Raw genomic sequence first — 23,684 nt, forward strand, 5'->3', positions numbered from 1 at the left:
CGCGGCATGTGCCCCGCATTGTGGTGTGGAGACGAAAAGACGGGGAAACAATGCGCGATTTGATCGACACTACCGAGATGTATCTAAAAACCATCTACGAGCTCGAAGAAGATGGAATCACCCCCATGAGGGCGCGTATCGTTGAACGCCTCGGACATTCCGGGCCCACCGTGTCTCAAACCATTGCGCGAATGGAGCGCGACGGCCTCGTTATTGTTGAGGAGGACCGCACCCTAACTTTGACCGATGAAGGTGAGGGGCTGGCAATCGAGGTCATGCGCAAACACCGCCTAGCTGAACGCCTACTGGTTGATGTGATCGGTTTTGACTGGACGCTTGCGCACGAAGAGGCGTGCCGCTGGGAGCACGTGATGTCCGACAGGGTCGAACACAAGCTCAAAGAAATCCTGGACTGCACCAAGAAAGACCCCTATGGAAACCCGGTGCCGGGGGAATGGGAACTGCCCGAAGGCCCCATCTCCCTCTCTGACGTTCACGCCAGCCTCGCGGAAGGTGAGTCTTTGATCGCGGAACTTGCCCGCCTGGGTGAGCCCGTTCAATCGGAAGTGAGTGCTCTAAGTGCCCTCGACGATATCAAAATGAGACCAGGCGATGAGATCTCGGTCACTGTTAAGGGCGGGGAGTTGATGTTGTCTAAAAATGATAAATCCGCGGAAACTGGGGGATCCGTAGCAATTCCGGACTGGGCCGAGCCGCACATATTCATCCTCGCGACAACTATCTGAGTGGAACTGTTCACAACTTCGTTATCTTTACGTGACATTTCGGGTGCATGTTGGCTAGAGTGAACTTGTTATTTAAGAAACCTAAAAAGGCACCTTTTAAGGGAGAATATTTTGGCTAAGAAGATCGAGGCGCGGCACCGCCGAGCATGCCGTCCCGTGACGCCTCTAACGGACATCACCGAATCCATTAGCCCCGTCCGCGGCGTTGCAACGGTTTCCGCAACTGGACTTGCGCTAACCGTTCTTGGCAGTGGTATCGCAACCGCGGCCCCTGACTCGGCTCTAGACCTCGCTCCCAAAGCGCCTCCCACCATTCAGGAAGGACGTATCGCGCAGGCGAACCCCGTCCTTACCGCTCCTGCTGACGTCGAATGGGCATCCGGTGACGATCTATCGGTGAGCGTTGAGATCGTCGAAGAGGCAGTCGAAGAGGACGCCCTCGACGGTCGCGATGAAGCTGCTGACCGCGGTTACGAGCGCGAATCGTTCGAGCAGAGCCAGGCAACTCCGGTTTCGATTCCTTCAGCCAGCGCTTCTTCAGCTGTTGGTGTTGCCTCTCAGTACATTGGAGTTCCTTATGTTTGGGCGGGTGCCTCTCCGAGCGGTTTCGACTGCTCTGGCCTCGTGTCCTACGTGTACGGACAGCTGGGTTACAGCCTCCCGCACTCCTCGTATGGAATTGGTGCTTCCGGCACGCACGTTCCGGCATCTGAAGCGGCTCCCGGAGACATCGTCTACTACGGTGGCCACGTTGGTATCTACGCGGGCAACGGCATGATGATTCATTCGCCGGCCCCCGGCCGCGGCGTTGAATACGCTGCCGTTTACGGCGCGCCGAGCTACGTTCGCCTCTAAGGTTTATCGAAATAGTCCCAGCTCTCGCTGGGACTATTTTGTACCCAAAATGTAAAGCCGTTCAGTACGGCTCACATTTTTTGCCAACTGTGTGCAAAATAGAGGTGAAAGCTATAAGGGAGGCAACAATGGCTGGGCAGAAAGTAATCCTCGTTGGGGTAGACGGGTCTGCAGAGGCCAACATGGCACTCGATTGGGCAGCAGCTCGAGCAAAAGAAGACGGCTCTCTCGTCCACGTGGTCTGCACCTACGCCCTCGCCTCGTATTCCGCAGCCGCCCTCGATGGAGGATACGCCGCCCTTGACGATGACGCCCTCCAACAGGGCGCACAAAAAGCAGTTGATCACGGGTTGGAGAGGCTTCGTAGCCATGGCCTCACCGAAGTTACCGGCACCACTGAGCCCGGCGATGCTACGAGCGTCCTCGTGCAACTATCCGAAGAAGTAGACCTGATTGTTGTTGGCTCGCGTGGGGGTGGAGGCATTGCAGATCGGCTCCTTGGCACCGTCTCCTCGGCACTTCCGGCCCATGCGAAATGCCCCGTGGTTGTAGTTCCCAGGCACACGTCCGGCTCTCCCTTCTGGCCGATTAAGCGCATCGTCGCTGGCGTTGACGGATCTCGAACCGCTCACACAGCCCTCGAAAAAGCAGTTGACGAAGCCGCGCTGTGGGGCGCGCAAGTTGATGCGATCGCCGCTGTCCCAATCGCCACGGGTGCTGGCATGCTCTCGTGGGTGCCCACTACCATTGACCGCGAACGCCTTTATGAAGAAATGGAAGTGGAACTTGCCGCGGCATGCGACAAGGTAGTTGGGGACCGTGATGTGACGGTTAAACGGCACATTATTGACGGATCGCCGGCGGAGCTTCTGACCGAGTTCTCAACCGCTGTTGACCTCGTGGTTGTAGGTACAAGAGGTCGCGGTGGGTTTGCGGGCCTACTGCTCGGATCGACTTCACAAATCGTGCTAACTCACTCCACCTGCCCGGTTATGACTGTGCCGTCCGCGCGCGGCGCTGAGTCTGATAGCGTCAGTACGCCGTGGGAGCGTCGCTGACGCTGCGCCGGATCTATCAGGTGTCTGCGCATTCACGCGTCGACGCTTGCTCGTGGTAGGCTTTTTCAGGTTGAGCCCTCGTAGCTCAGGGGATAGAGCACCGCTCTCCTAAAGCGGGTGTCGGACGTTCGAATCGTCTCGAGGGCACTAAAGCGGCTTTGCTCCAACGAAAACGGCGAAATTTGGCGAGGTTTTGATCCGCAACCTGTAGTTGAAGGCCTGCCCCTGTTTGAAGGTTGAGCCCGTTCAGACTCTGTCCACACCATCCTCGTAGGCAGATTCGTGCACACCTCGGCATACCTAAGTGGCTTTTCGAGGCAAAAGCTAGGCATGGTGGTCTATGTGAAGAAAGTAAAACCCGGCGATGCCCTCGTGCTGTTTGTAGTGCTTGCAATTGGTGTAACCGTAGCCATTTGGGCTGGCGTGATGCGCTTTGATGGAGCGAAGGCCGAGGACGTGCCCATGTCGAAAGTGCGCGACGAACTCATGGCGCTTGAGGTTAGTGGGTGGGTGGACGCTCCGCCCTACGAACGCGAGGAATTTGGGGAGCCGTGGGCCGACGTGGACATGAACGGGTGCGACACTCGAAATGATGTTTTGGCGCGCGACATGGACCGCGTGGTTTTTCGAAGCAACTCCAGGTGCGTGGTGGCAGCCGGCATCTTGAATGACCCGTACACGGGAAGCGAGCTGTATTTTGAGCGGGGAGATAAAACGTCCCCACTGGTTCAAATAGACCACGTTGTGCCGCTTTCTAATGCATGGTTTGCGGGCGCCTGGCAGTGGGACGTAGCCAAACGGGAACAGTTTGCGAACGACCCGCAAAACCTCCTCGCCGTGGACGGGCAAGCCAACGAAGATAAAGCGAATCTAACGGCCGACAAGTGGCTACCCGAAAACGCCGACTACCACTGTGCGTATGTGGCCAGGCAGATACACGTCAAATATGTGTGGGGACTTAGCGTGAAAGAAAAAGAGAGGCAAGCCATGATCGACGTGCTCTCCAAATGCCCGGTGGTGGAGGTTCCAGCCCGGTAGAAACCTAGGGTAGCTCCGGTGGCTCATTTGCAATCGAGTTGATTGTGTCGGGAAGGGTGAGATTGAAGGGTGCGTGCAGGCCGTGTAGCTCAAATCCGCATATGACGAAGGGGGTGAGGAACCAGGTTTAGGGTTCCCCACCCCCTTTAGTCAGCTAGCTATAGCCTCTTGGAACTAACACTAGTGTCAGCTTGGAGCTGGCTACTTTTGTAGCTGATCAATAATCTGATTTAACGTATGCGACGGACGCATAACCGCGTAGGTCTTTTCCGTGTTCGGACGGTAGTAGCCTCCAATGTCAGCCGAGTGTCCCTGCACAGCGATAAGCTCGTCGTTAATCTTGTCCGCATTCTCGCGCAGCGCAATCGCAACTGGTGCGAAAACGCGAGCGAGGTCCACGTCCTCCGTCTGGTTGGCCAGAGCCTCGGCCCAGTACACCGCCAGCCACATGTGCGAACCACGGTTATCGATCTGGCCGAGCTTGCGGGCCGGAGACTTGCCTTCACTAAGTACCAGCTCCGTTGCCTCATCTAGCGCAGAAGCGAGGATCTGCGCTCGCGGATTGTCGTCGAACCGCGAGAGATGGCGTAGGGACTCGGCCAAGGCCAAGAACTCACCCAGCGAATCCCAACGCAGGTAGTTCTCCTTGAGCAACTGCTGCACGTGCTTGGGAGCAGAACCTCCCGCACCCGTTTCAAACAGGCCGCCACCATTCATAAGCGGCACCACCGAGAGCATCTTCGCGGAAGTGCCAAGCTCTAGGATGGGGAACAGATCCGTGTTGTAATCGCGAAGCACGTTGCCCGTCACACCAATCGTGTCCAAACCATCACGCATGCGCGCAACTGACAGCTTCGCTGCCTCAACCGGATCGAGAATCGAAATCGATAGGCCCTCCGTGTCGTGCTCTGGCAGGTACATCTCAACCTTCTCAATAAGAGCGGCGTCGTGTGCACGCTCAGGATCGAGCCAGAAAACAGCCGGTGTGGAGGACAGTCGGGCCCGGGTTACCGCAAGCTTTACCCAGTCGCGGATCGGTTCGTCCTTGGTCTGGCATGCACGCCAAATATCGCCGGCCTGCACCTCGTGTGACATCAGCACCTCGCCGGTTGCGTTCACAACCTCCACGGTGCCATCGGCAGGAATCTCAAAGGTCTTATCGTGCGAGCCGTACTCTTCTGCCTTTTGCGCCATTAGGCCCACGTTCGGAACCGTTCCCATCGTGCGCGGATCCAGCGCTCCGTTGGCCTGGCAATCCTCAATCACCGCCTGGTAGACGCCCGCGTAAGACGAATCGGGGATCACGGCAATTGTGTCGTCCTCCTCACCGCTTGGGCCCCACAGCTTTCCGCCATTGCGGATCATCGCGGGCATCGACGCGTCAATAATCACATCGGAGGGCACGTGCAGATTTGTGATTCCCCGATCAGAATCAACCATTGACAGGCGAGGACCAGCTGCAATCGCATCCTCAAACGCCTTGCGGATCTTGGCGGCGTCCTCCACCTTGCCCTCGTCAAGTGCAGCGAAAATCGTTCCGAGGCCATCATTGGGGGACAAGCCGGCTGCCTGCAACTGTGCGCCAAACCTATCGAACACGTCCTTGAAGAAAACGCGAACCACATGGCCGAAGATGATGGGATCAGACACCTTCATCATCGTTGCCTTCAGATGCACCGAGAAGAGGACATCCTTCTCCTTGGCGCGCGCAATCTCGTTCGCGATGAACTCCTCGAGTGCGGCAACCGACATGAAAGTGCCGTCAACAACCTCGCCCTCCAAAACCGGTAGGGAGTCCTTCAGCACCGTGGTTTGCCCATCGCGGCTACGCAAGCGAATCTGAAGAGTGTCGGCCTTATCCAGCACAATCGACTTCTCGTTGGACTTGAAGTCATTTGTGCCCATCGTGGCGACTTCGGTGGCCGAGCTTGTGCTCCACTCGCCCATGCGGTGCGGATTCTTGCGCGCGTAATTCTTCACAGCGATAGGAGCGCGGCGATCCGAGTTGCCCTCACGTAGCACCGGGTTCACTGCTGAACCCTTCACAGAATCGTAACGAGCTTTCACATCCTGCTCATCGCTGTTCGCGGGAGAATCAGGATAATCCGGGAGGTCGAAACCAAGCCCCTGAAGCTCTTTCACCGCCGCTTTCAACTGGGGGATGGATGCCGAAATGTTAGGAAGCTTAATGATGTTAGCTTCTGGCTTCTTCGCCAAAGCGCCGAGCTCCGCAAGCGCATCTTCAACCTGCTGCTCTGGCGGCAAACGATCCGAAAACGCGGCGAGGATGCGGCCCGCAAGAGAAATATCGCGAGTCTCAACATCGACTCCAGCGGCACGCGCAAAAGCCTCAATAATAGGAAGAAGCGAGTGCGTTGCAAGCATGGGGGCTTCATCAGTGTGAGTGTAAATGATGGTAGCCATCAGGGTTTCCTCTCCATTGGGTTCATCACGAGAATAACGAACAAAACCACGGTATTTTGCGCATTCAAAATAAGTATCTCACTCTTAAGTCTCTCGATGTCAAGAAATGTTGGTGGTGGTAGTCACGTTACAAGACGTCGAGCCATATAGAAATGAAACGGCGCCGCCGCGCCTACATCTTCAACTCCGTCCTCTTCGATAATGTTGAAACCGTGGTATCTAGTTTTTTCTCTCGCCCAAAATCGCAAGACCCGGACCGGTCCAAGAAAACCCGGTCCAACGAGACGACCTCAAATGAGGAGCTACACGACGGCCTCAAGAATAGGGAACAACGTGCGCATGACGCTGCCAGCGGAGCCGAAACTCGCAAGGTAGGCGTTGAGGAGGTAACTCCCAGTGCCAACGAAATAGACATGCGGCATGCGGTAGCGAAATGGGCACGCGAACTAGACGAAGTCACTCGCGAGTTCCTTGAGAACCCGAAGCGGCCAACACTCGACCTCACTTATGCGCACCCGGGCGGCATGGCGCAACTCTTCGCGCTTCGCACAACGCCACTGTCGTTACTCATACGCGAACCCAGCGAGGCTGAACGGGCCCGGGCAGCCGTGCGCTCCCTCATGAATCAATCCCGCGACGTAGCCGCTGCGCACGGTGTAGCCCCAATCCACATGGCCTTCGGACATGCCACCTGGCAGTCCGAAACCGGCCCGCGCACCAGCCCCATGTTGCTGTGCCCGACCGAACTTAAACTCGATGACGCCGGCGAACCTACCGTGCGCATTTCCAACATGCTTACCGTTGCGCCGGGCCTCATCGAAGCTGCTGCCGCCCGCGGCATCGAGCTAGACACCACCTCCATCGAAAACACTGCCCGGCAATCCCACGGCTTTACCGCAGCCCCCGCAATCACGCGTCTACGCAGCGCCCTATCCGGCCTCCTACCTGGATTCAAGTCTGATGAACGCATGGAACTATCACTATTCCTGCACCCAGCATCAGACCTACAAGCAGAACTTCAAAATGCTGACGCACTACTGCAATCCAACTTCGTGCTCGCGCTCGCAGGCAACAAACGGGCCGTTAGTGCGATCAAGAAGGAGCTCACCGAGCCCAATCCGTATGACCGCGATCCGTGGCAAGAACGCGGCATCGGAGACCAATTACCAGAAACGTTGGACCTGGTTGAAACCGTGGTTTCCGGCTCCAACGTCATGTTCGACACTCGCGGTGGGGCGAACCCCACGCCAGTGGTTGCCTCTATAGCCGCGGATGCCGCCGCAAACGGGCGCAAAGTCCTCGTTGTCGGTGCGAACAAGCACAGCGGTGAAGCCTTTTGGCGATACATGGACGAATCTGGCCTGTCGCACGCCGTGGCGCGAATCGACAGCAGTAAAGATGAGAAATCTAATCTTGTCTTGGAGCTCGAACGGATCTTCCGCGACGAATCTCCCTTTGTGGACCGCGAATCCATTGAGCTTATGCGCACGCAATTGCGACGCGTACGCGAATCGCTAGCGGAGCATACCGAAGAGTTACACCGGCCGGTAGCCGAATGGGGCGTATCCGCATACGACGCGCTTCAAGTGCTCACCGACCTCACTTCCACTAGGCCCGGCCCGCGCACCAAAGTGCGCCTATCTGCCGACACTCTCACCGCCCTCGCGCAAGACACCGATGACCAAGCTAAGGAGGCTCTACGAACAGCCTCCACCCAGGGCATGTTCACCAAGAGTGACGCCCATGACGCGTGGTTTGGCGCCGTAATTTCTTCGCCCGAGCAAGTCAGTCCCGTCCTCGAAATCGTTGCAAGACTTTCCACCGAATCGCTACCAAAACTACGCGTGGCCATGTCAACAACCGCCGGACAAACCGGCCTGCACCCCGCAACGACATTCAAAGAATGGGAAGATCAGTTAGTCATGCTGGAGGGCGTGCGCGAGGCCCTGGATGTGTTCCAACCTGCCATTTTTGAGCGCCCCATTGCCGACATGGTGATCGCCACCGCCTCCAAACAGTGGAGGCGCGACCACGGTTATCCAATGAAGCGCAGGCAGCGCAAATACTTGGTGAAGGCCGCAAAAGACATGCTGCGCCCGGGCCGCTACGTTGAAGACCTCAACGACGAACTGCGCAAAGTGCAACGCCAACGCGACGTGTGGCGCAAACACCAAGCCGTTGACGGGTGGCCAAAAGTTCCCACCAACCTCGACGAGCTCAAACAGCAGGCCGCGGGCGTGCGCGAAGACTTGAAGCTCCTCGACGCACACCTCGCAACCGCGCACGGGCCCCTGCAACGCATCGACATTGGCGAGCTTTCCCTTCTGATTGATCGCCTCCACGCGGACCCGAACGGGGCGCGCGAGCTACCGGAACGCCTCGAAATCATGAAGACGCTCCACAAGTTTGGCCTCGACGCCCTCGTCAAAGACCTACGCGAGCGCAATGTTCCAGACTCTTTGATCGACAAAGAGCTAGACCTTGCATGGTGGGCGTCCGCGCTGGGCGTCATGCTGACCCGCGTGCCCAGCCTTGGCGGCTTCGACCCCGCGAACCTGCAAAGCCTGATCGGCGAGTTGCAGCAGCTTGACCGTCAGCAGGTACAGTCACTTGCCGCAGTTGCCTCCGACAAAATCCGCCGCAGGCGCGTTGACCAGATGGCCCGCTACTTTGAAGAAGAAGCGCAGCTACGCACCGGCCTCGGCAATGGAACGCTTGTGCCCGGCGCGGCGGCATCACTTTATGCATCGTCGCCGCTCGTGCGCGCAATGTTCCCGATTCTGCTGACCGTGCCCGTGATGGTTCCACAGTTGCTACCACTGGGGCAAACGGTTGATCTCCTGGTTCTTGAGGACGTCAACCATCTGCCACTGGCGGAGCTAGTGCCCCTGCTTGCACGCGCACGCCAGGTGGTAATCACCGCCGACTTGACGGATCCAACACCAACCGTGGACGCGCTCCAACAGGTGACCGTAACCGCGCAGATTCATCCTGAACCCGTGCGAATCAACGAGTATGTTGGGCGCCTCTTCAACCGGTACCGCGTTGCGCACGCGGGTGTTCCCGTGCCAGTTCCGAGGGCTGGGTCGAAGCTCACCATCTCCTATGTTGACGGCCGGGGCATGCCCGCACCCGACAAGGCTGCCGTTGAATCCTCCGCTGCCGAAGTCGAGGCTGTCACGGAAATGATTATCGAGCACGCACTGCTGTACCCCGAGAAGTCGCTCGCTGTGCTCACCCTCAACGACGTGCATGCCGAGCGGTTGCGCGCGAACTTGGATGCGATGGTTGCCACCTCGCCAGCCCTTGAATCCTTCTTTGAGCAGGAACGACCTGATCCGTTCGTGATTGTAACGCCGAACTCGAACGCGGATGTCATGCGTGATCGTGCGATCTTATCGATTGGTTACGCGAAAACTCCGCACGGTCGAGTGCTACACGACTTTGGAGAGATCTCGCAGGCTGGAGGATTGGGGCTTCTTGCCCGAGTTCTAGGTTGTGCCGGCGACGAACTGAATATTGTCGCGGCTGTGCATCCCGCGCTGTTTGATAAAGACCGGTTCTCGAACGACGGTCCCAAACTGCTGCTGGACCTCATGACCAGCGCCGAAGCCGCCAGCGGTATTTCCTCCGGGGATCGCGATGCTGCGGCTGAATCGAGCGGCGCGAATGCAGACTTCCAGGCGGGCTCCCGCGCGGGAAAGTCTGTTGACACCGGGGCAGCGAACCTTGAGCCTGCTAGCGCAGACGATACTGCCGACGCCCCCGATGAGGAAGCGACGACTTCGTCATCTTCCACGATTCAGACCCAAAACGGCACACAGTGGCCAACGTTTGAAGCCAAACCGGATCAGCTTCTGATCGACCTCGCGGATCGGTTGTACTCGATCGGTTTGACGGTCATCCCTAATCTTGGGGTTGAAGGGGCGCTCCGCGTTCCACTGGCCATTGGGCACCCAGAATTTCCAGACGAGTTACTGGTTGCGGTATTGACCGATGACGACACGTACGTTGCGGAGCAGTCCTTGCGCCGCCGCGACCGCTACTGGCCAGAACTGCTGGAAGCAAACGGGTGGAAGACGCGAACAGAGCTTGCAATGGCCGTCTTCATTGACCCACAGAAGGAAGCGGACGCGATCATCGACCTAGTCCTTGACGCCGTGGATGAGCGCATGGCTGCGAGAGCTCAGGCTGAAACAAACGCTGGAGCCGCGGTTGATGAAATGCCTGCACAGCCTGCGAATGTCGATGGGGATGTTGATTCAGGTGAGAACGGTCCCGACCTCACGAATGAGACCGGTGAGTCTGCTGATTCAGGCCAGGCTCCTGCCGACTCAAATGAAGAGATGTTTGGCACGGAAACGGCGGCTCAGAAACTCGTGAGATTGCAGGCTGATCGGGATATTCACGGTAGCGCGGAGGAAACCGTTTGGAGGCCAAGCGGCGCCGAGCGAGGACGCCGGCCGGAGGTTGCGGTAGGCTTGCCGCTTGCAGCTTACTCGGATGATCAGTTGGACGAGATCGCGATGTGGATCGTGTCGGATGGTGTGGAGCGCAGTGAAGATCAGGTTGTGAACGAGATCCAAAGTGCGCTCGGCCTGACCAGGCGCGGCGCTCAGGTTGATGCCGTGCTGCGAAATGTTGCGCGCCGGATTGCTCGCGATGAACACTGAATCTGCGGACGCGACGGGGGAAGGGCTGCCAGCCTCACCGGCTGTGAGTGCTCGCCCCGCGCATGTGCGCAGACGACGCCGGGCTGAGCGGATTTCACGAGCTGACCAGCAGATTATTGAGGACGGCGGAAGCCCATCGTGGGAGCAGATTCGCCCTCTTGAACCGCCGGCTTGGGATGGCAAACTTGGTGAGCCAGTGGTGGAGTCGGCTCGCGATCGTGAGTTTCGGGAGAACAAACCGCCCCACTGGTAAGGCGCATTCTGTACCCGAAACTAGCCGACCCGGGTTGCTGTAGGTTGCGCTATTGCTCGCTTCTCCACCCGGTATTCAGACGGGAACTGCCGTTTTTGCACCCGGTTTTCACCAGTTTGGGTCGGAATACTGTTTGACCCAACCACGCAAAACCGCATCCGTGAGTGAAACTGCCGTTTTGGAAGGCGGTTTTGCCGGTTTGGGTCTGAATCGGTGCGGAGGGGGAGGTCCGGCGGGAGAGAGAAGGCGGAAAGGCGCGGTGGGGGGCAGGGAGATGAGGCTGCTTGCTCCTGTGGAGGGATGGGCGAATGAAGGAGGAAAGGCTAGACAGAAGGGACGAGAGGATGAAGAAAAAAGAAAGTCGACGAACCCCACAGGGCTCGCCGACTTCGTCTTCCTCAGTCAGCTAACGTGAGCTGACCGCCAGAAGACGTGCGTTTCTACTTGTTGGATGCTCGTAGCTCATCGCGGATTTCTTCGAGCAGGGTGAGGTGCGCGTCGGGTTGCGGCTCTTCAGCTACCTCGTCGGCAGCCTTCTGCTTACGCTCGGCCCACTTGTTCATGGGCATAACGATGAAGAAATACAGTGCGATGGCAACTAGCAGGAAGTTGATGATCGCATTGAGGAGCATGCCAGGCTGGACGACGGCGGGGTCTCCACCGATACCGATGGTGAACTGTCCGACGTTGTCGAAGCGTGGCTGGCCAAAAATGCCGCCGATAAGCGGATTGATGATGTTGTCCGTTAACGCGGTGACGATCTGCGTGAATGCCGCACCAATGACCATACCGACTGCGAGGTCAATGGCGCTGCCTCGTGAAATGAAATCCTTGAAGCCTTGAATCAAGACTGCTCCTTGTAGTTGTGGACTTGCTGCCTTGTAGGCGCATGCTACGTATCGGTTGCAACGGTGTGTACGCCGATGGCGAGAACCGTGCTGGTGAATCCTAATCGATAGGGATTAGCGGCCAGCGTTAACGAGGTTTTGGCAGGCTTGTTTGAAGCATGCGTGGAACCTAGTTTTGGCTGGTGTTCACCAGGGTGATTGTAGCGGAGTCTGTAACTCCAGCAACTACGGGAGTATCTTTGCGTGCGATTGCTAGCACCAGAGTCGCTGTTTGGGCCGCATTCCATTGGGTTTCTGCGGGGGTTGCGACTTTGGTTACAATTGCTCCTTGCGTTAGCAATTTCGCGGGGCAGTTGTGCATTTCGTCTTCGCATGTAGCGGGTGAATAGATGTCTAGGGTGTCTCCTTGCGTGAATAGTGCTGCGACGTCGACGGATACCGGAAGAGCTACCGTATCCCTCCCTTCCATGCTCTGTTCGGTGGTTGTGACGTACGCGGTTCTTATTGGTGTTTCGGGTTCGATGGTGACGCTTGTTCGCAGGCCGACCACGAGGGTGGGATCGATTGCCACGTCCGGAGGAGCTCCGGTTACGTTGGACCGCATCTGAACGTCCTTCGCTGTAATGATTTCGCCTGCAGGTATGCGTTTTATTGCTACAACCGCGTTGGTTCCAAGCGGTTGTATGACTGCGATGAGTGTTAGAAATACTGCGATGGCCGCTATTGTGATTGCGATGATCGCCCGTTTCTCGCTGATCCAGTGCGCGACGGTTCGGAGTTTTTCTTTCACGGGCTCGATGATTTCAAGATTGTCGAGGCAGGGATAGGACTGTAAGAAAAGATGTGGACGCGCGATAGCGTGGTGGGCCTGTGGATATCGGCCTTGCCTAGGCGACGTTTTGCGTCCGCTTAAAGAATGAGGCCGCAAGAGGCTAGAGGAGCACCCAACCTGCCTCTGTTATGACGCCATCCATGTGGATGTCGTGCGGTTCGGCGGGGAGTAGGCTGCGACTCACGTAGGTGTTTTGCGGTACTGCAGCGAAAAAGAGGGCCGCGGGTTGCGCTTGTTTGATTGCGGCGAGGGCTCGGTCATACCAACCGCCGCCCTGTCCGAGCCTGACGCCATCCTCGTCCACGGCCATTGCGGGTACTAGCACGAGGCTAACTGGCGGATCGATCCGTGTCGCACCGCCGGATGGTGTTGGCTGGCCGCCGGCAACGAATCCGATGGGAAGTTCCGAAAGCGGCATGCCTTTTGCGCTGGAGACAACGGGGAGCCAAACTTCTGTTCCGGATGCTTTGGAGGACGCGACGAATTTCCTGATGGACAGTTCCCCGGGGAGCGCCTCATATGCCGCAATTCCATGCGGCAGATCCTGCTTTTGTAGCACCGGATTAAGGGTGTTCCAGATTTCTGTGGCCGCATGCGAGCCGTCAAGCCGCTGATGTGTCGCCTTGCGCTGCGGCCTCAGGCTGTTTCGAAGAGCTCGCTTGGCTGCTTTGTGTTCTTTTGCGTGAACTGGTTCTAAGAGGGTTCGTAGGATTTCGATTTGCGAGGAATCCTTGCTTTCACGTATGGCCTCGTCAATGAATTTCCGGGTGGGTGTTGGGGCTGGCACGGTGTGGCTGACTCTACGCAGTGCGTGTAGCATCTCGTCACGCACAATCCGAGGAACCGCGGGCTGATTGCGGTACGGTGACACTCGCTTTCTTGATTCAGACCCCATGTGCCCATTTTCGCACACGCACCTCGGGACGAGTGCCGGAAACTGCCGTGATCAGGCCGCTGCGCTCCCAACGCATGCAGAACAAATTCACCATTCAGACAGGAACTGCCATTTTGGAGGCCCTGTCCCGCCGTTTTGGGTCTGAATACTGTGCGGGGTGTACGTGACCAATCGGTATCCCGAGGAGAAGTGGCAGTTTTGGCACCTGTTTGCGCCTGTTTGGGTCTGAATACCGTTGGGGCCGTGCTGTCATCCGCGATTGTGAGGGCAAGTGGTGAAACCTGCCCCTGTTTTTGGTGCTTTGGGTCTGAATACTGTTCGGGGTGGCCGTGACCAATCGGTATTCCGAGGGGAAGTGGCATTTTCGAGGCCTTTTTCACCAGTTTGGGTCGGACTCGTTGATGAGGGGGCCACCGCCACGGTACCTCGGGTCTGAATCGTGAGAGAAGGCAAGGGGAAAGGCGAGGGGCAAGGTGCCGAGGGGGGAGGAGTGCAAAGGGGCTCGTCGGTTTGCGCACCGCTTGCGGGCATACCCGCGTTTGCGGGGTTCCTCGGTTAGGCTTGGGTTATGAGCAGTTTGTTGAATAGCGCTTCGGTACGTCATGGGGTGATTCCGGCGGCGGGGCGGGGCACGCGTTTCTTGCCGATGACGAAGGCTATCCCGAAGGAGATGCTGCCGATTGTTGACCGCCCGGCGATTGAGCTGGTGGTTGAGGAGGCAACGCAGGCGGGTCTGGATGATTTGCTACTGATTGCGGCCGCACAGAAGCAGATGATTGAGGATCATTTTGATGCTGTACCCGACCTGGAGGCAGCGTTGCGCGAGGGCGAGAAGTGGGATCTGCTTGCGTCAATTGAGCGCTACCAGGATTTCGCGAGGATTCATTCGGTGCGGCAGGGGCATCCACGCGGGCTTGGCCACGCGGTGTTTCAGGCTCGCCATCATGTGGGTGACGCTCCGTTTGCGGTGCTGTTGCCGGATGATTTGATGCATCCGGAGGACCCGGTGCTGGAGAAGATGATCGCGGTGCGCGAGCAGATTGGCGGCTCCGTGGTGGCGTTGCTAGAGGTAACCCCGCAGCAGGCAACGGCTTACGGCTCGGCGGATGTGACTACCATTCCGCTCGCTTCAAATGGGCTGGATGGTATTGAGGGCCTGAATGACGGGGATGTTTTCCGTCTCAACAAGATTGTGGAGAAGCCTCCGATTGATGAGGTGTTGTCTGAGTACGCGTCGGTTGGACGTTACGTGCTTGACCCGAAGGTGTTTGAGATTTTGGAGACGCTCCCTCCGGGTCGTGGAGGCGAGATTCAGCTGACTGACTCGTTCCAGACTCTGATTGAGACGCCTGAGGACCGGGGCGGTGGCGTGACGGGCGTGGTGATTCGCGGCCGTAGGTTTGATACGGGTGACAAGTTGGGTTACCTGCAGGCCGTGGTAGAGATGGGGATTGAAGATCCACAGCTTGGCGGCGAGTTCCGGGCGCTACTTAAAGGACTTGTTAAAGGACTTGACCTGTAGGGTTTAGCCGCGTGCCGTGATGGCGCGCAAGCCACTGGTTTTGCCCGTTTGAAGGGGAGATGTGATGAGGTCGGTTGCGAATTTTTATCGCGATTGTCAGGATGCGGTTGGCCCGCAGCCTCCGTTGGATGTGATGTTGCCTGATTCGATGGGTTGCGTGCTTGCGGAGGACGTGATGGCGCCCTTCGACCTTCCGGTTGCGGATTTGGCTGCGCTTGATGGTTATGCGGTGAGGTCGGAGGATTTAGAGGGGGCCTCTGCGGATCATCCGGTGAAGCTCAACGTTACAGCGGAGCTCCGCGCTGGCGATGTTGAGCCGATGGCGAACATTGCGGGAGGGGCGATCCGGATTGCTTCTGGCGCGCCGATTCCGACGGGTGCTGATGCGGTGGTTGCTTTGGAGCACACGGATCATGGGGTGGCTCAGGTGGAGGTGTCTCATGGCCCGATGCCCGGTGAGAACATTCGCCCCAAGGCGCAGGACGTTCGTGCGGGCGATGTGCTGATTAGCCGCGGTACGCGCGTGGGGTCGCGCCAGATCGCGCTGATCGCGGGTGTTGGTCGTAACCGTATTCAGGTGCATCCGCGCCCTCGTGTGGTGATCATTTCGATTGGTGATGAGCTGATCGAACCTGGCGAGCAGGCCCGCCCGGGCGCGGTGTTTGATGCGAATGGTCATGCCCTGGCTACCGCTTTGACGGATGCGGGTGCGCAGACTTTCCGCGTGGCTGCCGTTCCTGATGAGCGGGCAACGCTACGGCAAACCATTGAGGACCAGTTGGTGCGTGCGGATTTGATCATCACAACGGGCGGTATATCTTACGGCTCGGGTGATACGGTGCGCGAGGTGCTGGGCTCGCTCGGCACAATCCGCTTTGACTCGGTGGCGGCTTTCCCGGGCCACATCCTTGGTGTTGGGCACGTTGAGTCGGGAACCCCGATTTTCTGTTTGCCGGGTGATCCGGTGTCGGCCCAGGTGTGTTACGAGGTTTACGTGCGTCCCGCTGTGCGCGCAATGCAGGGCTGGAGTTCGCTGAACCGCCCAACCGTGCAGGCGCGAGTGGACCGCGGGTGGCGTTCGCCGATGGGTAGGCGCGAGTTTGTGCGTGTGAAACTGCTGGGTAAGCCGTCGTCGGGCTACACGGCCACGGTGATGGGCCCAACTGACGCGCTCCTCCTTTCTGCGTTTGCAGAGTCGAACGCGCTCGCGGTTGTGCCGGAGAATGTGACGGATGTGCGCGCGGGTGATGCTCTGCGTTGCATGGTGCTCGATTAGTTGATGAGTTTCTTCAGGCGATTCTTCTCCGCCCCTCGCGTGTGGGGGCTGAGCGAATCGCAGGTTCGTATCGATATTGAGGATCCCGTTGGCCGGGGCCTCATTCATGCAACGCCTCGTTTGAATGTGGACGAGGACGTCTTTGCGCGCCCTGGGGAAAATGCATTCGGACCGCGTCGTCACAGTAGGGTGGCATCGAGCAAAATCCGTAGGCTCACGATTCGCCCGGTTCTGGGGCAGGCTCATCGCGAGGTTGAGCGCGTACGCTGGGCGGACCGAGACTGGCTGGAGCCGTGGGAGGCTACACTCGCTCCGGATGTTGATGAGCGTCTGCCTTCACTTGCGGAATATCAGCGTAAAACCGATGCCGAGGTGGAGTCGGGTATCACTCTTCCCATGATGATTGAGGCGGATGGGCGAGTGATCGGGGTGGTAACAGCGGCAAACACGGTGAGGGGCGCGCTGTATTCCACGACGGTTGGTTACTGGATTGTGTCCGAGTATGCGGGTCGGGGTATTGCGAGCTTGGCTGTGGCGGCGTTTATTGACCTGCTCATTTTGAAGCTGGGGATTCACCGCGTGGAGATCAACATTCGCCCCGAGAATGAGCCTTCGCTTGGCATTGCGCGAAAGCTCGGGCTCACTCACGAAGGCTACAGGCCGCGGTACATGGCGATTGCTGGCCAGTGGGCAGACCATTTGGCTTTTTCAATTGATCGCGAGTCGCTACCAAGCGGTGGCCTGGTGGAAGCAATCTGGGGCGTGAGCTTGCTGGGGGAGTAGAACCAAGCTCCTCGGAAATCAACTAAACGCATCGGGCACGCCGGTAATCCAGAGCGGCCGCGCCAGGCGCTGGCCAGTCGAGTGTTCGCAAGGTCTTCACTCGCAAAATAAGGGCGTCAAATGTCACGAAACAGACACGCCGAAGCTCTGCCCGACATGGAATAACAATGATGTAATTATGGGTACGTGAGCTTTTCTGGGTGGATTATCGGTGCGTTGGCCGTGTTGGTGGCTGCGTATTGGACGCCTGCACTCATAAAGAACCGCAATGAGGTTATCGAAACGCCTGTTGAAGATAGGTTTTCGACGGATCTCAAACTTGTTCCATTGGCTAAGGAACGGCCTGGTCTTGTTGTTCAAGGCGAGGTGGGTAGGAACCAGCCGCGTATTTTGCCTCACGTGGCGGTTTGTGGACCCGAACGGAGGGTTCAGGCCGTGGAGGCAGAGTCGATAGGGGGATATTCAATGGCTGATTCGCAGCGTATTTCGGGTGAGTTTGTTTCTTCGACTTCCCGGCAGATGGCGAAGCTTCGCGCGTCTCGCGCAGCTCGTGTTGCGAAGGAGAACGCTGCGGGTAAGCGCCGTTTCGCCATTTTTGGAGTGGCGTTGACACTGCTGGTGGCGTTCGTGGTTGCTGCTACGTTTTCGACGTTCTCCTGGTGGTTCCTACTGGTTCCCGCGACTGTTATGGGGGCAGTGCTAGCGGAGGGGCGTTTGGCCTACCGCCGTTCCATAGAGAAGGCTCGCGCCGAAGCTGAACTTTCGAAACAGTTGCGTGAGGAGCGCAGACTCGAGCAGGCTCGCTACAACCGCCTACGCTCATCTGTTGAACAGCGTATTGCGGCTACAGCACCGGCCACCGAGACCGTTGATCCCTCGGCATCTTCCGTCCAGGAATCGATTGATGAGGAACAGGTCGAGGTCGCCGCTGAACCCGCCGAGTGGATTCCCCGCGAGTTTCCCGCTCCCGCTTACGCTCGCGCTGCCAAGGCTCCGCGTAGGCGCGTAGTGGTTGATCCCAGCGTCCTCGAGAATAATGGTGAGGGCACCGCTTCTGCTGAAAGCACGGCCGAAAATAGGTCTGAGACCCAAAATGCTAGCCCATTGCGCCCAGTGGTTGCGAAGCCTCGTCCGCTTGACGCGATGACGTCTGAAGAGGCCGCTGAGATGGCTGAGACCGCGTTTGACCTGGAGGACATCCTCGAGTTCCGCCGCGCACAGTAACCCTTTTCGCAAGTTGCACGCATTGGTGCGCTACAACGTGCGAGGCCTCGACGCCGCTGAATTAACGGTTTTGCCGATGTGGTGCTAGGCTGGTTTTCGCACTTGGGGCTATGGCGCAGTTGGTAGCGCGTCTCGTTCGCAATGAGAAGGTCGGGGGTTCGAATCCCCCTAGCTCCACGGTTGTTATGTCTCGGGACATCGTTCATACGGTGCCCCGAGATCTTTTACTGCTACGCTCGTGCGTAGGAGCACTGGCAGGCTCTCCCAAACGGTCGCTACCCGCGATAACCCTCAAGACAGTGATCCTCAAGAAGAGCACAGACTCTATGAAAACACGGGATTTCGGATAGCCGCAGTATTGCGCAGGTAAGGTACAATCATCGCCGAGGATTCCTCAAAAATCTCATTGACGAATGTGAAAGAAACCCATGGATTTTGACCTCAAATCGAAGTACCAACGAATGCCTAAAAAGCTAAAAACAATCGCGCCAGAAAACTTGGCGCCCTTGTCACAGCGCGTTAGCGCGTGGGTGGTACACCTATTCACCATGTCGGGGGTGGCGTTTGCGGCTTTGGCTACGTTGGCTCTGATTCACCAAGAGATTGGCATGATGTGGCTGTGGCTTTTCATCGCGCTCGTGGTGGATGGCGTGGATGGCACTCTGGCTCGTAAGTTCCGGGTGCGAGAAGTGCTCCCTTGGTTCGATGGCGGTATTTTGGACATCATCATTGACTACTTGACGTGGACGTTCATCCCCGCGATTTTCATGTATCGCCACATAGAAATGGGCCAACCATATTTGGCTGCGGTCCTCACGGTTTTGATTCTGGCTACTTCCACGCTGTGCTATGCGAATGAGAACTGGAAGTCCTCAGATTTCTACTTCTACGGCTTCCCCGCGGCGTGGAACATTGTGGCGCTGTGTCTGTATGTTCTACAGACAGGCGAGGTGGTAAACATTATCGCGGTTGTGGCCTGCATTGTGCTCACGGTTGTCCCCAGCTATTGGACGCACCCGTTCCGCGTCAAGAAGTTCATGGTTATAAACCTGATCTCCATCGCGGTGTGGATTGGAATTACAGGTGCTCTTGTGGCTATTCACCCGGTGCAGCCGGTGTGGATGATGGTCTTGTTCTACGTGTCAGGAGGGTGGTTCCTGCTCACCGGCATCGTCCGCATGTTTACCGGGCCGGATCGAGCTAGCCGCAAAGCAGGCGTGGCGGCGTAGTGTAGGCCTTCTATTCAGATCTCGAGTAAAGTGTGCGCGAGATTCTCCTCGCGCACACTTTTTCTAAAGACATCTCCGGGCCCTCACGCACCTTGACTTCGCAGCCCGTCCGCAACGTAGCGGTCGCGCAGGTAGTTGCGCAGTTCGTAGAGGAAAGCGAATGCGATCATTCCTATTACCACCGCATTCACTCCCGGTGGGTATCCTCGCCCGTGCGTCCAGAAGTACACGTAGGGAGAAATAAACGTAACAAGGGTGACCAGTAGGCCGGTGTATCGAACCCACCATTTGTGAGCGGTCACGAATGCCAGCAGGCCCCACGTGTAGGGAATGGCAGTGATTACATCCATGCCCCACAGGACCCACAGGTTGCCGTGGAAATGTTTGACGAACGTTACCGGCAGAGCGCGAAGAGAAGAGTAGATGAACACTACCGCATAGGCCCAAAACTTCGGGCTGCGTAGCATGCGGTAGGCTTTCGAGGACGGAATTATTTTCGCTCCCGAGGCTTTGAGAGCCCGGTAATTCTTAGAGCTGATCGTCACGCTCTCAACCCAATCAAACGCTCGATGTATGAGGTTGAGGCGTGCCCCTTGGCTGTCACACCATGTTTGACACCACGCGGATGGATTCACAGCGATGGGGACAACTTTTTCGAGGGGACTTATGTCGAATCCAATGGAGTCGATCATCTGCGTTAGTTCCGCATTGCCAGCAAACGTGAAGCTGGGTCCAATTTGTTGCAGTAGTGGTTCAGGCTCTGTGCCGCTCGTGTCGTTGCCAAGAAGCTGCTGTAGCGCGGTGAAGCAGCTCTGCGGAACAAGATCTATTAGCGCCTGCTGGCGGCCGACGATCATAGCTCTTAGTGTTTCAGCCATTTCGCGAAGCAAAGGCCGAGGAATGCTTTCTAGAGCAATACTAGCTGCGTCATTGGAACCGGCTTGACGCGCGTGGTTGGCTATGGAAGAAAACAGGGTGGTGATGGTGATATTGCGCGGCGCTAGGTTGCCAAGGCGATCGATCTGGGAAGCTTTTTTGAGCGCCGCAGGATCGATTGTTACCTCTTTCAACAGTGGAATGCTCAGTGCTGAATGAGAGGTAATGAGGTTCACGAATCTGCTTTCTATGTGGTTGGCGGGCCACTCAAGATAGAGTGACCCACCTCTTGCCAGCCTAGTCTACCTGCGAGCGTACAGGTTGAGCAGGCGTGCTACTTCGTTTCGCACATTCTCCCGGCCAGGGCCAATGTATTTGCGCGGGTCGACTAGTTTATCGTTGGCGGCAAGTATTTCGCGCACAACGGACGTGAATCCCACATTGAGGTGGGTGGACACGTTGATCTTGGTCATGCCTGCCTCTATCGCGGCAACCATCCCATCGTCGGATACTCCGGAAGATCCGTGCAGTACGAGGGGCACGGGCACAGCGTCGCGGAGGCGGCTGATGAGGTCGGTGTCTAGCACTGCGGAGCGTTCCGTCATCGCGTGGGATGAACCAACAGCAACAGCCAGGAGGTCGACACCGGTGTCGGCTACGAATTTGGCGGCATCTTCGGGGTTGGTGCGGGCGGTGGGACTGTGTACGCCGTCCTTACCTCCTACCTCGCCAAGTTCAGCCTCAACCGCGACGCCTGCAGCGTGGCAGAACTCAACTACTGTTGCGGTGCTCTTGCGGTTTTCGAGGTCTTCGAGTTTCGAACCGTCGTACATCACAGAGTTGAAGCCGAGGTCCACGGCCTCGCGGCAGAGGTCCACGGACTCAGCGTGGTCTAGATGAACGGCTACCGGAACGCTTGCCTGTTCCGCGATTGCGAGCATGGCTTTCCCGATGGGGGCAATGTGCCCGCCATGGTATTTGATTGCGTTTTCGGACAGCTGAAGGATGACGGGTAGGCCGCAGCTTTCAGCAGCTTCAACTTCAGCGTGTGCGAACTCGAGTAGTACCACGTTGAAGGCGCCCAGACCGGTTTTTTCAACGGCAGCCTTGGCTGCCATCTTGCGGATATCTACTAGTGGCATTAGAGGGTCTCCACTTCGATTTCGGTTTTCATTTGATTGTAGATGGTGAGGTCAACTTCGCCGGCAACGGGCATCGCTACGGCGGCGCCCGATAGGGCAACGGCATAGGGCAGTCCGGCCTTCAAGTCGCTGGCCTGTAACGGCACTGCAGGAGCTTCACTGTCGAGGGCGCCGGTGATGTATGCGCACCAGGCGGCGACGGACGCGTCGCCCGCTCCCGTTGGGTTGCCTTCGATGTGACGCGCAGGGGCCGCGTGGTAGGAGCCGTCGGGCCCGTGAATGCTCATTCCTTTCGCGCCTTCAGACGTGATGACGATGCCAACGCCTCGGCGTAGGAGTTCGTGTGCTCCTTCAATCACTGTGGGCTTGCCGGTGGTTTCTCTTAGTTCGAGGTCGTTGGGTTTGACGAGGTCGACGCCGGCCTCGCACGCGTTTTTCAGTACCTGTCCGGTGGCATCAACTAGTACTAGTGCGTTGCGAGAGTGCGCTGTTTCAACGATTTTGGTCATCCATTCTGGGTTGGATGAGCCGGGGAACGAGCCGCAACAGGCGAGGACGTCGCCGGGTTTCAGACCTTCTCGCAGGCGCTCAAGGAGCGCGTCCCAATGGTTATCGGTTGGGGTTTCACCCGCTTCGTTGAGCACGGTTGCGTCGAAGTTGTCGTCAACGACGGCAATGCTAATGCGCGTTTCGAACGTCGTCCTTTGAAACTGGGTACCGATGAGGTCAGCTCGGTCGACGGCCCGCAGGAGCGATTCAAACCGAGCTCCGTTTGCGCCGCCGAGGAAGCCTGTTGCAGTGGTTGGTATGCCGAGGCTGGCAAGGACGCGACTCACGTTCACGCCCTTACCGCCCGGACGTACTGTGGTGTTGGTGATCCGGTGTGGGACGCCAACGGTCAGCTCCGAAATCCGATAGGTAAAGTCGAGTGCCGGATTAGGGGTTAGCGTCCACACGTTCACGATGGTCTCCAGTTACCTTAGTTGTCCTCGTCGAGGATCACGGAACGAGTGAGGTTGCGCGGCGTGTCCGGATTTAGGCCCTTGGCTTCAGCCCTGGCAACTGCAACGCGCTGCGCGATGATGAGGTCGGCCATCGGGTCCAGTTCACTTTCGTGGAGTTCAGCCCCGGTTGCAGCGATCTGTGCAGGCATGCCGTGTGGGGCCTTGCCAAATACCCATACAAGGCGGCCGGGCTCTGCAATTGAGATCGGACCGTGACGGTATTCCATAGCAGGGTAGGCTTCGGTCCAAGACTGGCTTGCTTCACGTAGTTTCAGTCCAGCTTCGTTTGCGAGGCCGATAGTCCATCCGGTGCCGAGGAACGAAATCTGCGTGGCTTTAACCCAGGAGTTCGGGATTTCGAACTCGACTGCTGTTTTGGCGTCCGCGATCGCGGTTTCAACGTCGTCGCCGAGCGTGGCGCGGAAGAAAGCGAGCGCAGAGGTGGCAAAGCGGGTCTGTACAACGGATTCCTCGTCGGCGAAGTCTAGTACTACCTCGAAGTCGGCGTACGGGCTAGCCGGCCCCTCCCCAACGGCGGTGATGAGTACTGCGGGGCGGCCTGCGTCTTGGAGGCGCTTCATGATGTCAATGATTTCCGAGGTGGTGCCCGAGCGCGACAAGCAGACAACGCGGTCGTAGTCACGCTCGATGGGGAACTCGGTTGCGGTAAAGGAGTCCGAAAGGCCCTTGCCCATGGTTTCTCGCATGCGCGTGTATGCCTGGGCGATGAACCAAGAGGTTCCACAACCGACTACGGCTAGTTTTGCGCCGTCTTCGATAAGTTCACCTACCTCGTGCGCAAGTGCAACCGCCTTTGCCCAGACTTCTGGTTGGCTGTTGATTTCGGCAATAGTTTTGCTCATTGAGATTTGCTCCTTCGTGACGATATCCGTATTTGTGACGGAAATTACGCTAAAACCGCAAGTTCATGATTTAATCTGATTATAACCACACGATAACAATCATCTTCAATCGTTTCGTCAGCTTTTTGTTAGGTGTAACATTT

At 57.6% G+C, this 23,684-nt stretch carries 19 protein-coding genes and 2 tRNA genes; 13 read left to right on the forward strand and 8 right to left on the reverse strand.

The genetic code is table 11. The annotated features are described in order from the left end of the window. Positions 1-50 precede the first annotated feature (50 nt). The 5 genes from BQ7114_RS08610 (at position 51) to BQ7114_RS08630 (ending at position 3,697) form a co-directional block, all read left to right on the forward strand. Positions 51-746 (forward strand): metal-dependent transcriptional regulator, encoded by a 696-nt coding sequence (locus tag BQ7114_RS08610; protein ID WP_072344515.1) that lies wholly within the window; start codon positions 51-53, stop codon positions 744-746. A gap of 111 nt (positions 747-857) precedes the next feature. Beyond that, positions 858-1,601, forward strand: coding sequence for a C40 family peptidase (locus tag BQ7114_RS09100; protein WP_195906745.1), 744 nt, complete (start codon positions 858-860; stop codon positions 1,599-1,601). Between the two features lie 128 nt (positions 1,602-1,729). Beyond that, positions 1,730-2,659 carry a universal stress protein gene (locus tag BQ7114_RS08620; protein WP_072344517.1) on the forward strand — a complete coding sequence of 310 codons (930 nt, stop codon included), beginning with the start codon at positions 1,730-1,732 and terminating at the stop codon, positions 2,657-2,659. A gap of 74 nt (positions 2,660-2,733) precedes the next feature. Further along, a tRNA-Arg gene (locus tag BQ7114_RS08625) sits at positions 2,734-2,806 on the forward strand. A gap of 195 nt (positions 2,807-3,001) precedes the next feature. Beyond that, positions 3,002-3,697, forward strand: a complete 696-nt coding sequence (locus BQ7114_RS08630) for an HNH endonuclease family protein (protein WP_230206019.1) — start codon at positions 3,002-3,004, stop codon at positions 3,695-3,697. A gap of 201 nt (positions 3,698-3,898) precedes the next feature. On the opposite strand, the gene BQ7114_RS08635 is transcribed toward BQ7114_RS08630, so the two are convergent. After that, positions 3,899-6,121 carry an NADP-dependent isocitrate dehydrogenase gene (locus tag BQ7114_RS08635; protein WP_072344527.1) on the reverse strand — a complete coding sequence of 741 codons (2,223 nt, stop codon included), beginning with the start codon at positions 6,119-6,121 and terminating at the stop codon, positions 3,899-3,901. Between the two features lie 152 nt (positions 6,122-6,273). On the opposite strand from BQ7114_RS08635, the gene BQ7114_RS08640 reads away from it, so the two are divergent. Beyond that, positions 6,274-10,794: a hypothetical protein gene (locus BQ7114_RS08640; protein WP_072344531.1), complete on the forward strand. Its 4,521-nt coding sequence runs from the start codon at positions 6,274-6,276 to the stop codon at positions 10,792-10,794. Further along, on the forward strand, positions 10,784-11,047 hold the full coding sequence (locus BQ7114_RS08645) for a hypothetical protein (protein ID WP_143236847.1): 264 nt from the start codon (positions 10,784-10,786) through the stop codon (positions 11,045-11,047). The genes BQ7114_RS08640 and BQ7114_RS08645 overlap by 11 nt, the downstream gene beginning before the upstream one ends. Before the next feature lie 440 nt (positions 11,048-11,487). Here the strand turns inward: BQ7114_RS08645 and mscL are convergent, their stop codons facing one another. From mscL to BQ7114_RS08660, 3 genes are all read right to left on the reverse strand, one after another. After that, a complete protein-coding gene (gene mscL / locus BQ7114_RS08650) occupies positions 11,488-11,895 on the reverse strand; it encodes a large conductance mechanosensitive channel protein MscL (protein WP_072344538.1) in 408 nt (135 codons plus the stop codon). A 169-nt stretch (positions 11,896-12,064) separates the two neighbouring features. Beyond that, the gene (locus tag BQ7114_RS08655) at positions 12,065-12,685 is read right to left on the reverse strand and encodes an SAF domain-containing protein (RefSeq protein ID WP_072344541.1); all 621 of its coding nucleotides are present in this window, start codon (positions 12,683-12,685) and stop codon (positions 12,065-12,067) included. A gap of 142 nt (positions 12,686-12,827) precedes the next feature. After that, positions 12,828-13,622, reverse strand: a complete 795-nt coding sequence (locus tag BQ7114_RS08660) for a 5-formyltetrahydrofolate cyclo-ligase (RefSeq protein WP_083431817.1) — start codon at positions 13,620-13,622, stop codon at positions 12,828-12,830. A gap of 568 nt (positions 13,623-14,190) precedes the next feature. Here BQ7114_RS08660 and BQ7114_RS08665 point away from each other — a divergent pair. From BQ7114_RS08665 to BQ7114_RS08690, 6 genes are all read left to right on the forward strand, one after another. After that, the gene (locus BQ7114_RS08665) at positions 14,191-15,144 is read left to right on the forward strand and encodes a UTP--glucose-1-phosphate uridylyltransferase (protein WP_072344549.1); all 954 of its coding nucleotides are present in this window, start codon (positions 14,191-14,193) and stop codon (positions 15,142-15,144) included. 64 nt (positions 15,145-15,208) lie between these two features. Beyond that, positions 15,209-16,420: a molybdopterin molybdotransferase MoeA gene (locus BQ7114_RS08670; RefSeq protein ID WP_072344552.1), complete on the forward strand. Its 1,212-nt coding sequence runs from the start codon at positions 15,209-15,211 to the stop codon at positions 16,418-16,420. A 3-nt stretch (positions 16,421-16,423) separates the two neighbouring features. Further along, the gene (locus BQ7114_RS08675; RefSeq protein ID WP_072344555.1) at positions 16,424-17,203 is read left to right on the forward strand and encodes a GNAT family N-acetyltransferase; all 780 of its coding nucleotides are present in this window, start codon (positions 16,424-16,426) and stop codon (positions 17,201-17,203) included. Positions 17,204-17,389: 186 nt separating this feature from the next. Beyond that, entirely contained in the window at positions 17,390-18,427 is a 1,038-nt protein-coding gene (locus BQ7114_RS08680; RefSeq protein ID WP_072344562.1) for a hypothetical protein, read from the forward strand. Between the two features lie 104 nt (positions 18,428-18,531). Further along, a tRNA-Ala gene (locus tag BQ7114_RS08685) sits at positions 18,532-18,604 on the forward strand. Positions 18,605-18,888: 284 nt separating this feature from the next. Further along, positions 18,889-19,656, forward strand: a complete 768-nt coding sequence (locus BQ7114_RS08690) for a CDP-alcohol phosphatidyltransferase family protein (protein WP_072345098.1) — start codon at positions 18,889-18,891, stop codon at positions 19,654-19,656. Positions 19,657-19,739: 83 nt separating this feature from the next. On the opposite strand, the gene BQ7114_RS08695 is transcribed toward BQ7114_RS08690, so the two are convergent. From BQ7114_RS08695 to BQ7114_RS08710, 4 genes are all read right to left on the reverse strand, one after another. Beyond that, positions 19,740-20,726 (reverse strand): hypothetical protein, encoded by a 987-nt coding sequence (locus tag BQ7114_RS08695; RefSeq protein WP_143236848.1) that lies wholly within the window; start codon positions 20,724-20,726, stop codon positions 19,740-19,742. 108 nt (positions 20,727-20,834) lie between these two features. Then, the gene (locus tag BQ7114_RS08700) at positions 20,835-21,674 is read right to left on the reverse strand and encodes a class II fructose-bisphosphate aldolase (protein ID WP_072344575.1); all 840 of its coding nucleotides are present in this window, start codon (positions 21,672-21,674) and stop codon (positions 20,835-20,837) included. Further along, positions 21,674-22,636: a 1-phosphofructokinase family hexose kinase gene (locus tag BQ7114_RS08705; protein ID WP_195906746.1), complete on the reverse strand. Its 963-nt coding sequence runs from the start codon at positions 22,634-22,636 to the stop codon at positions 21,674-21,676. The genes BQ7114_RS08700 and BQ7114_RS08705 overlap by 1 nt, the downstream gene beginning before the upstream one ends. A gap of 17 nt (positions 22,637-22,653) precedes the next feature. Next, positions 22,654-23,541: an SIS domain-containing protein gene (locus BQ7114_RS08710; protein WP_072344582.1), complete on the reverse strand. Its 888-nt coding sequence runs from the start codon at positions 23,539-23,541 to the stop codon at positions 22,654-22,656. Positions 23,542-23,684 lie beyond the last annotated feature (143 nt).

It is taken from the genome of Actinomyces urinae, from assembly GCF_900119695.1.
Lineage (GTDB): Bacteria > Actinomycetota > Actinomycetes > Actinomycetales > Actinomycetaceae > Gleimia > Gleimia urinae.

Excerpts from the sequence above, each read along its gene's own strand:
- BQ7114_RS08690 (WP_072345098.1), top strand. The coding sequence starts at position 18,889 with ATGCCTAAAAAGCTAAAAACAATCGCGCCAGAAAACTTGGCGCCCTTG.
- BQ7114_RS08675 (WP_072344555.1), top strand. The coding sequence starts at position 16,424 with ATGAGTTTCTTCAGGCGATTCTTCTCCGCCCCTCGCGTGTGGGGGCTG.
- BQ7114_RS08610 (WP_072344515.1), top strand. The coding sequence starts at position 51 with ATGCGCGATTTGATCGACACTACCGAGATGTATCTAAAAACCATCTAC.
- BQ7114_RS08700 (WP_072344575.1), bottom strand. The coding sequence starts at position 21,674 with ATGCCACTAGTAGATATCCGCAAGATGGCAGCCAAGGCTGCCGTTGAA.
- BQ7114_RS08645 (WP_143236847.1), top strand. The coding sequence starts at position 10,784 with ATGAACACTGAATCTGCGGACGCGACGGGGGAAGGGCTGCCAGCCTCA.
- BQ7114_RS08640 (WP_072344531.1), top strand. The coding sequence starts at position 6,274 with ATGAAACGGCGCCGCCGCGCCTACATCTTCAACTCCGTCCTCTTCGAT.
- BQ7114_RS08665 (WP_072344549.1), top strand. The coding sequence starts at position 14,191 with ATGAGCAGTTTGTTGAATAGCGCTTCGGTACGTCATGGGGTGATTCCG.
- BQ7114_RS08660 (WP_083431817.1), bottom strand. The coding sequence starts at position 13,622 with ATGGGGTCTGAATCAAGAAAGCGAGTGTCACCGTACCGCAATCAGCCC.
- BQ7114_RS08620 (WP_072344517.1), top strand. The coding sequence starts at position 1,730 with ATGGCTGGGCAGAAAGTAATCCTCGTTGGGGTAGACGGGTCTGCAGAG.
- BQ7114_RS08710 (WP_072344582.1), bottom strand. The coding sequence starts at position 23,541 with ATGAGCAAAACTATTGCCGAAATCAACAGCCAACCAGAAGTCTGGGCA.
- BQ7114_RS08635 (WP_072344527.1), bottom strand. The coding sequence starts at position 6,121 with ATGGCTACCATCATTTACACTCACACTGATGAAGCCCCCATGCTTGCA.
- BQ7114_RS08670 (WP_072344552.1), top strand. The coding sequence starts at position 15,209 with ATGAGGTCGGTTGCGAATTTTTATCGCGATTGTCAGGATGCGGTTGGC.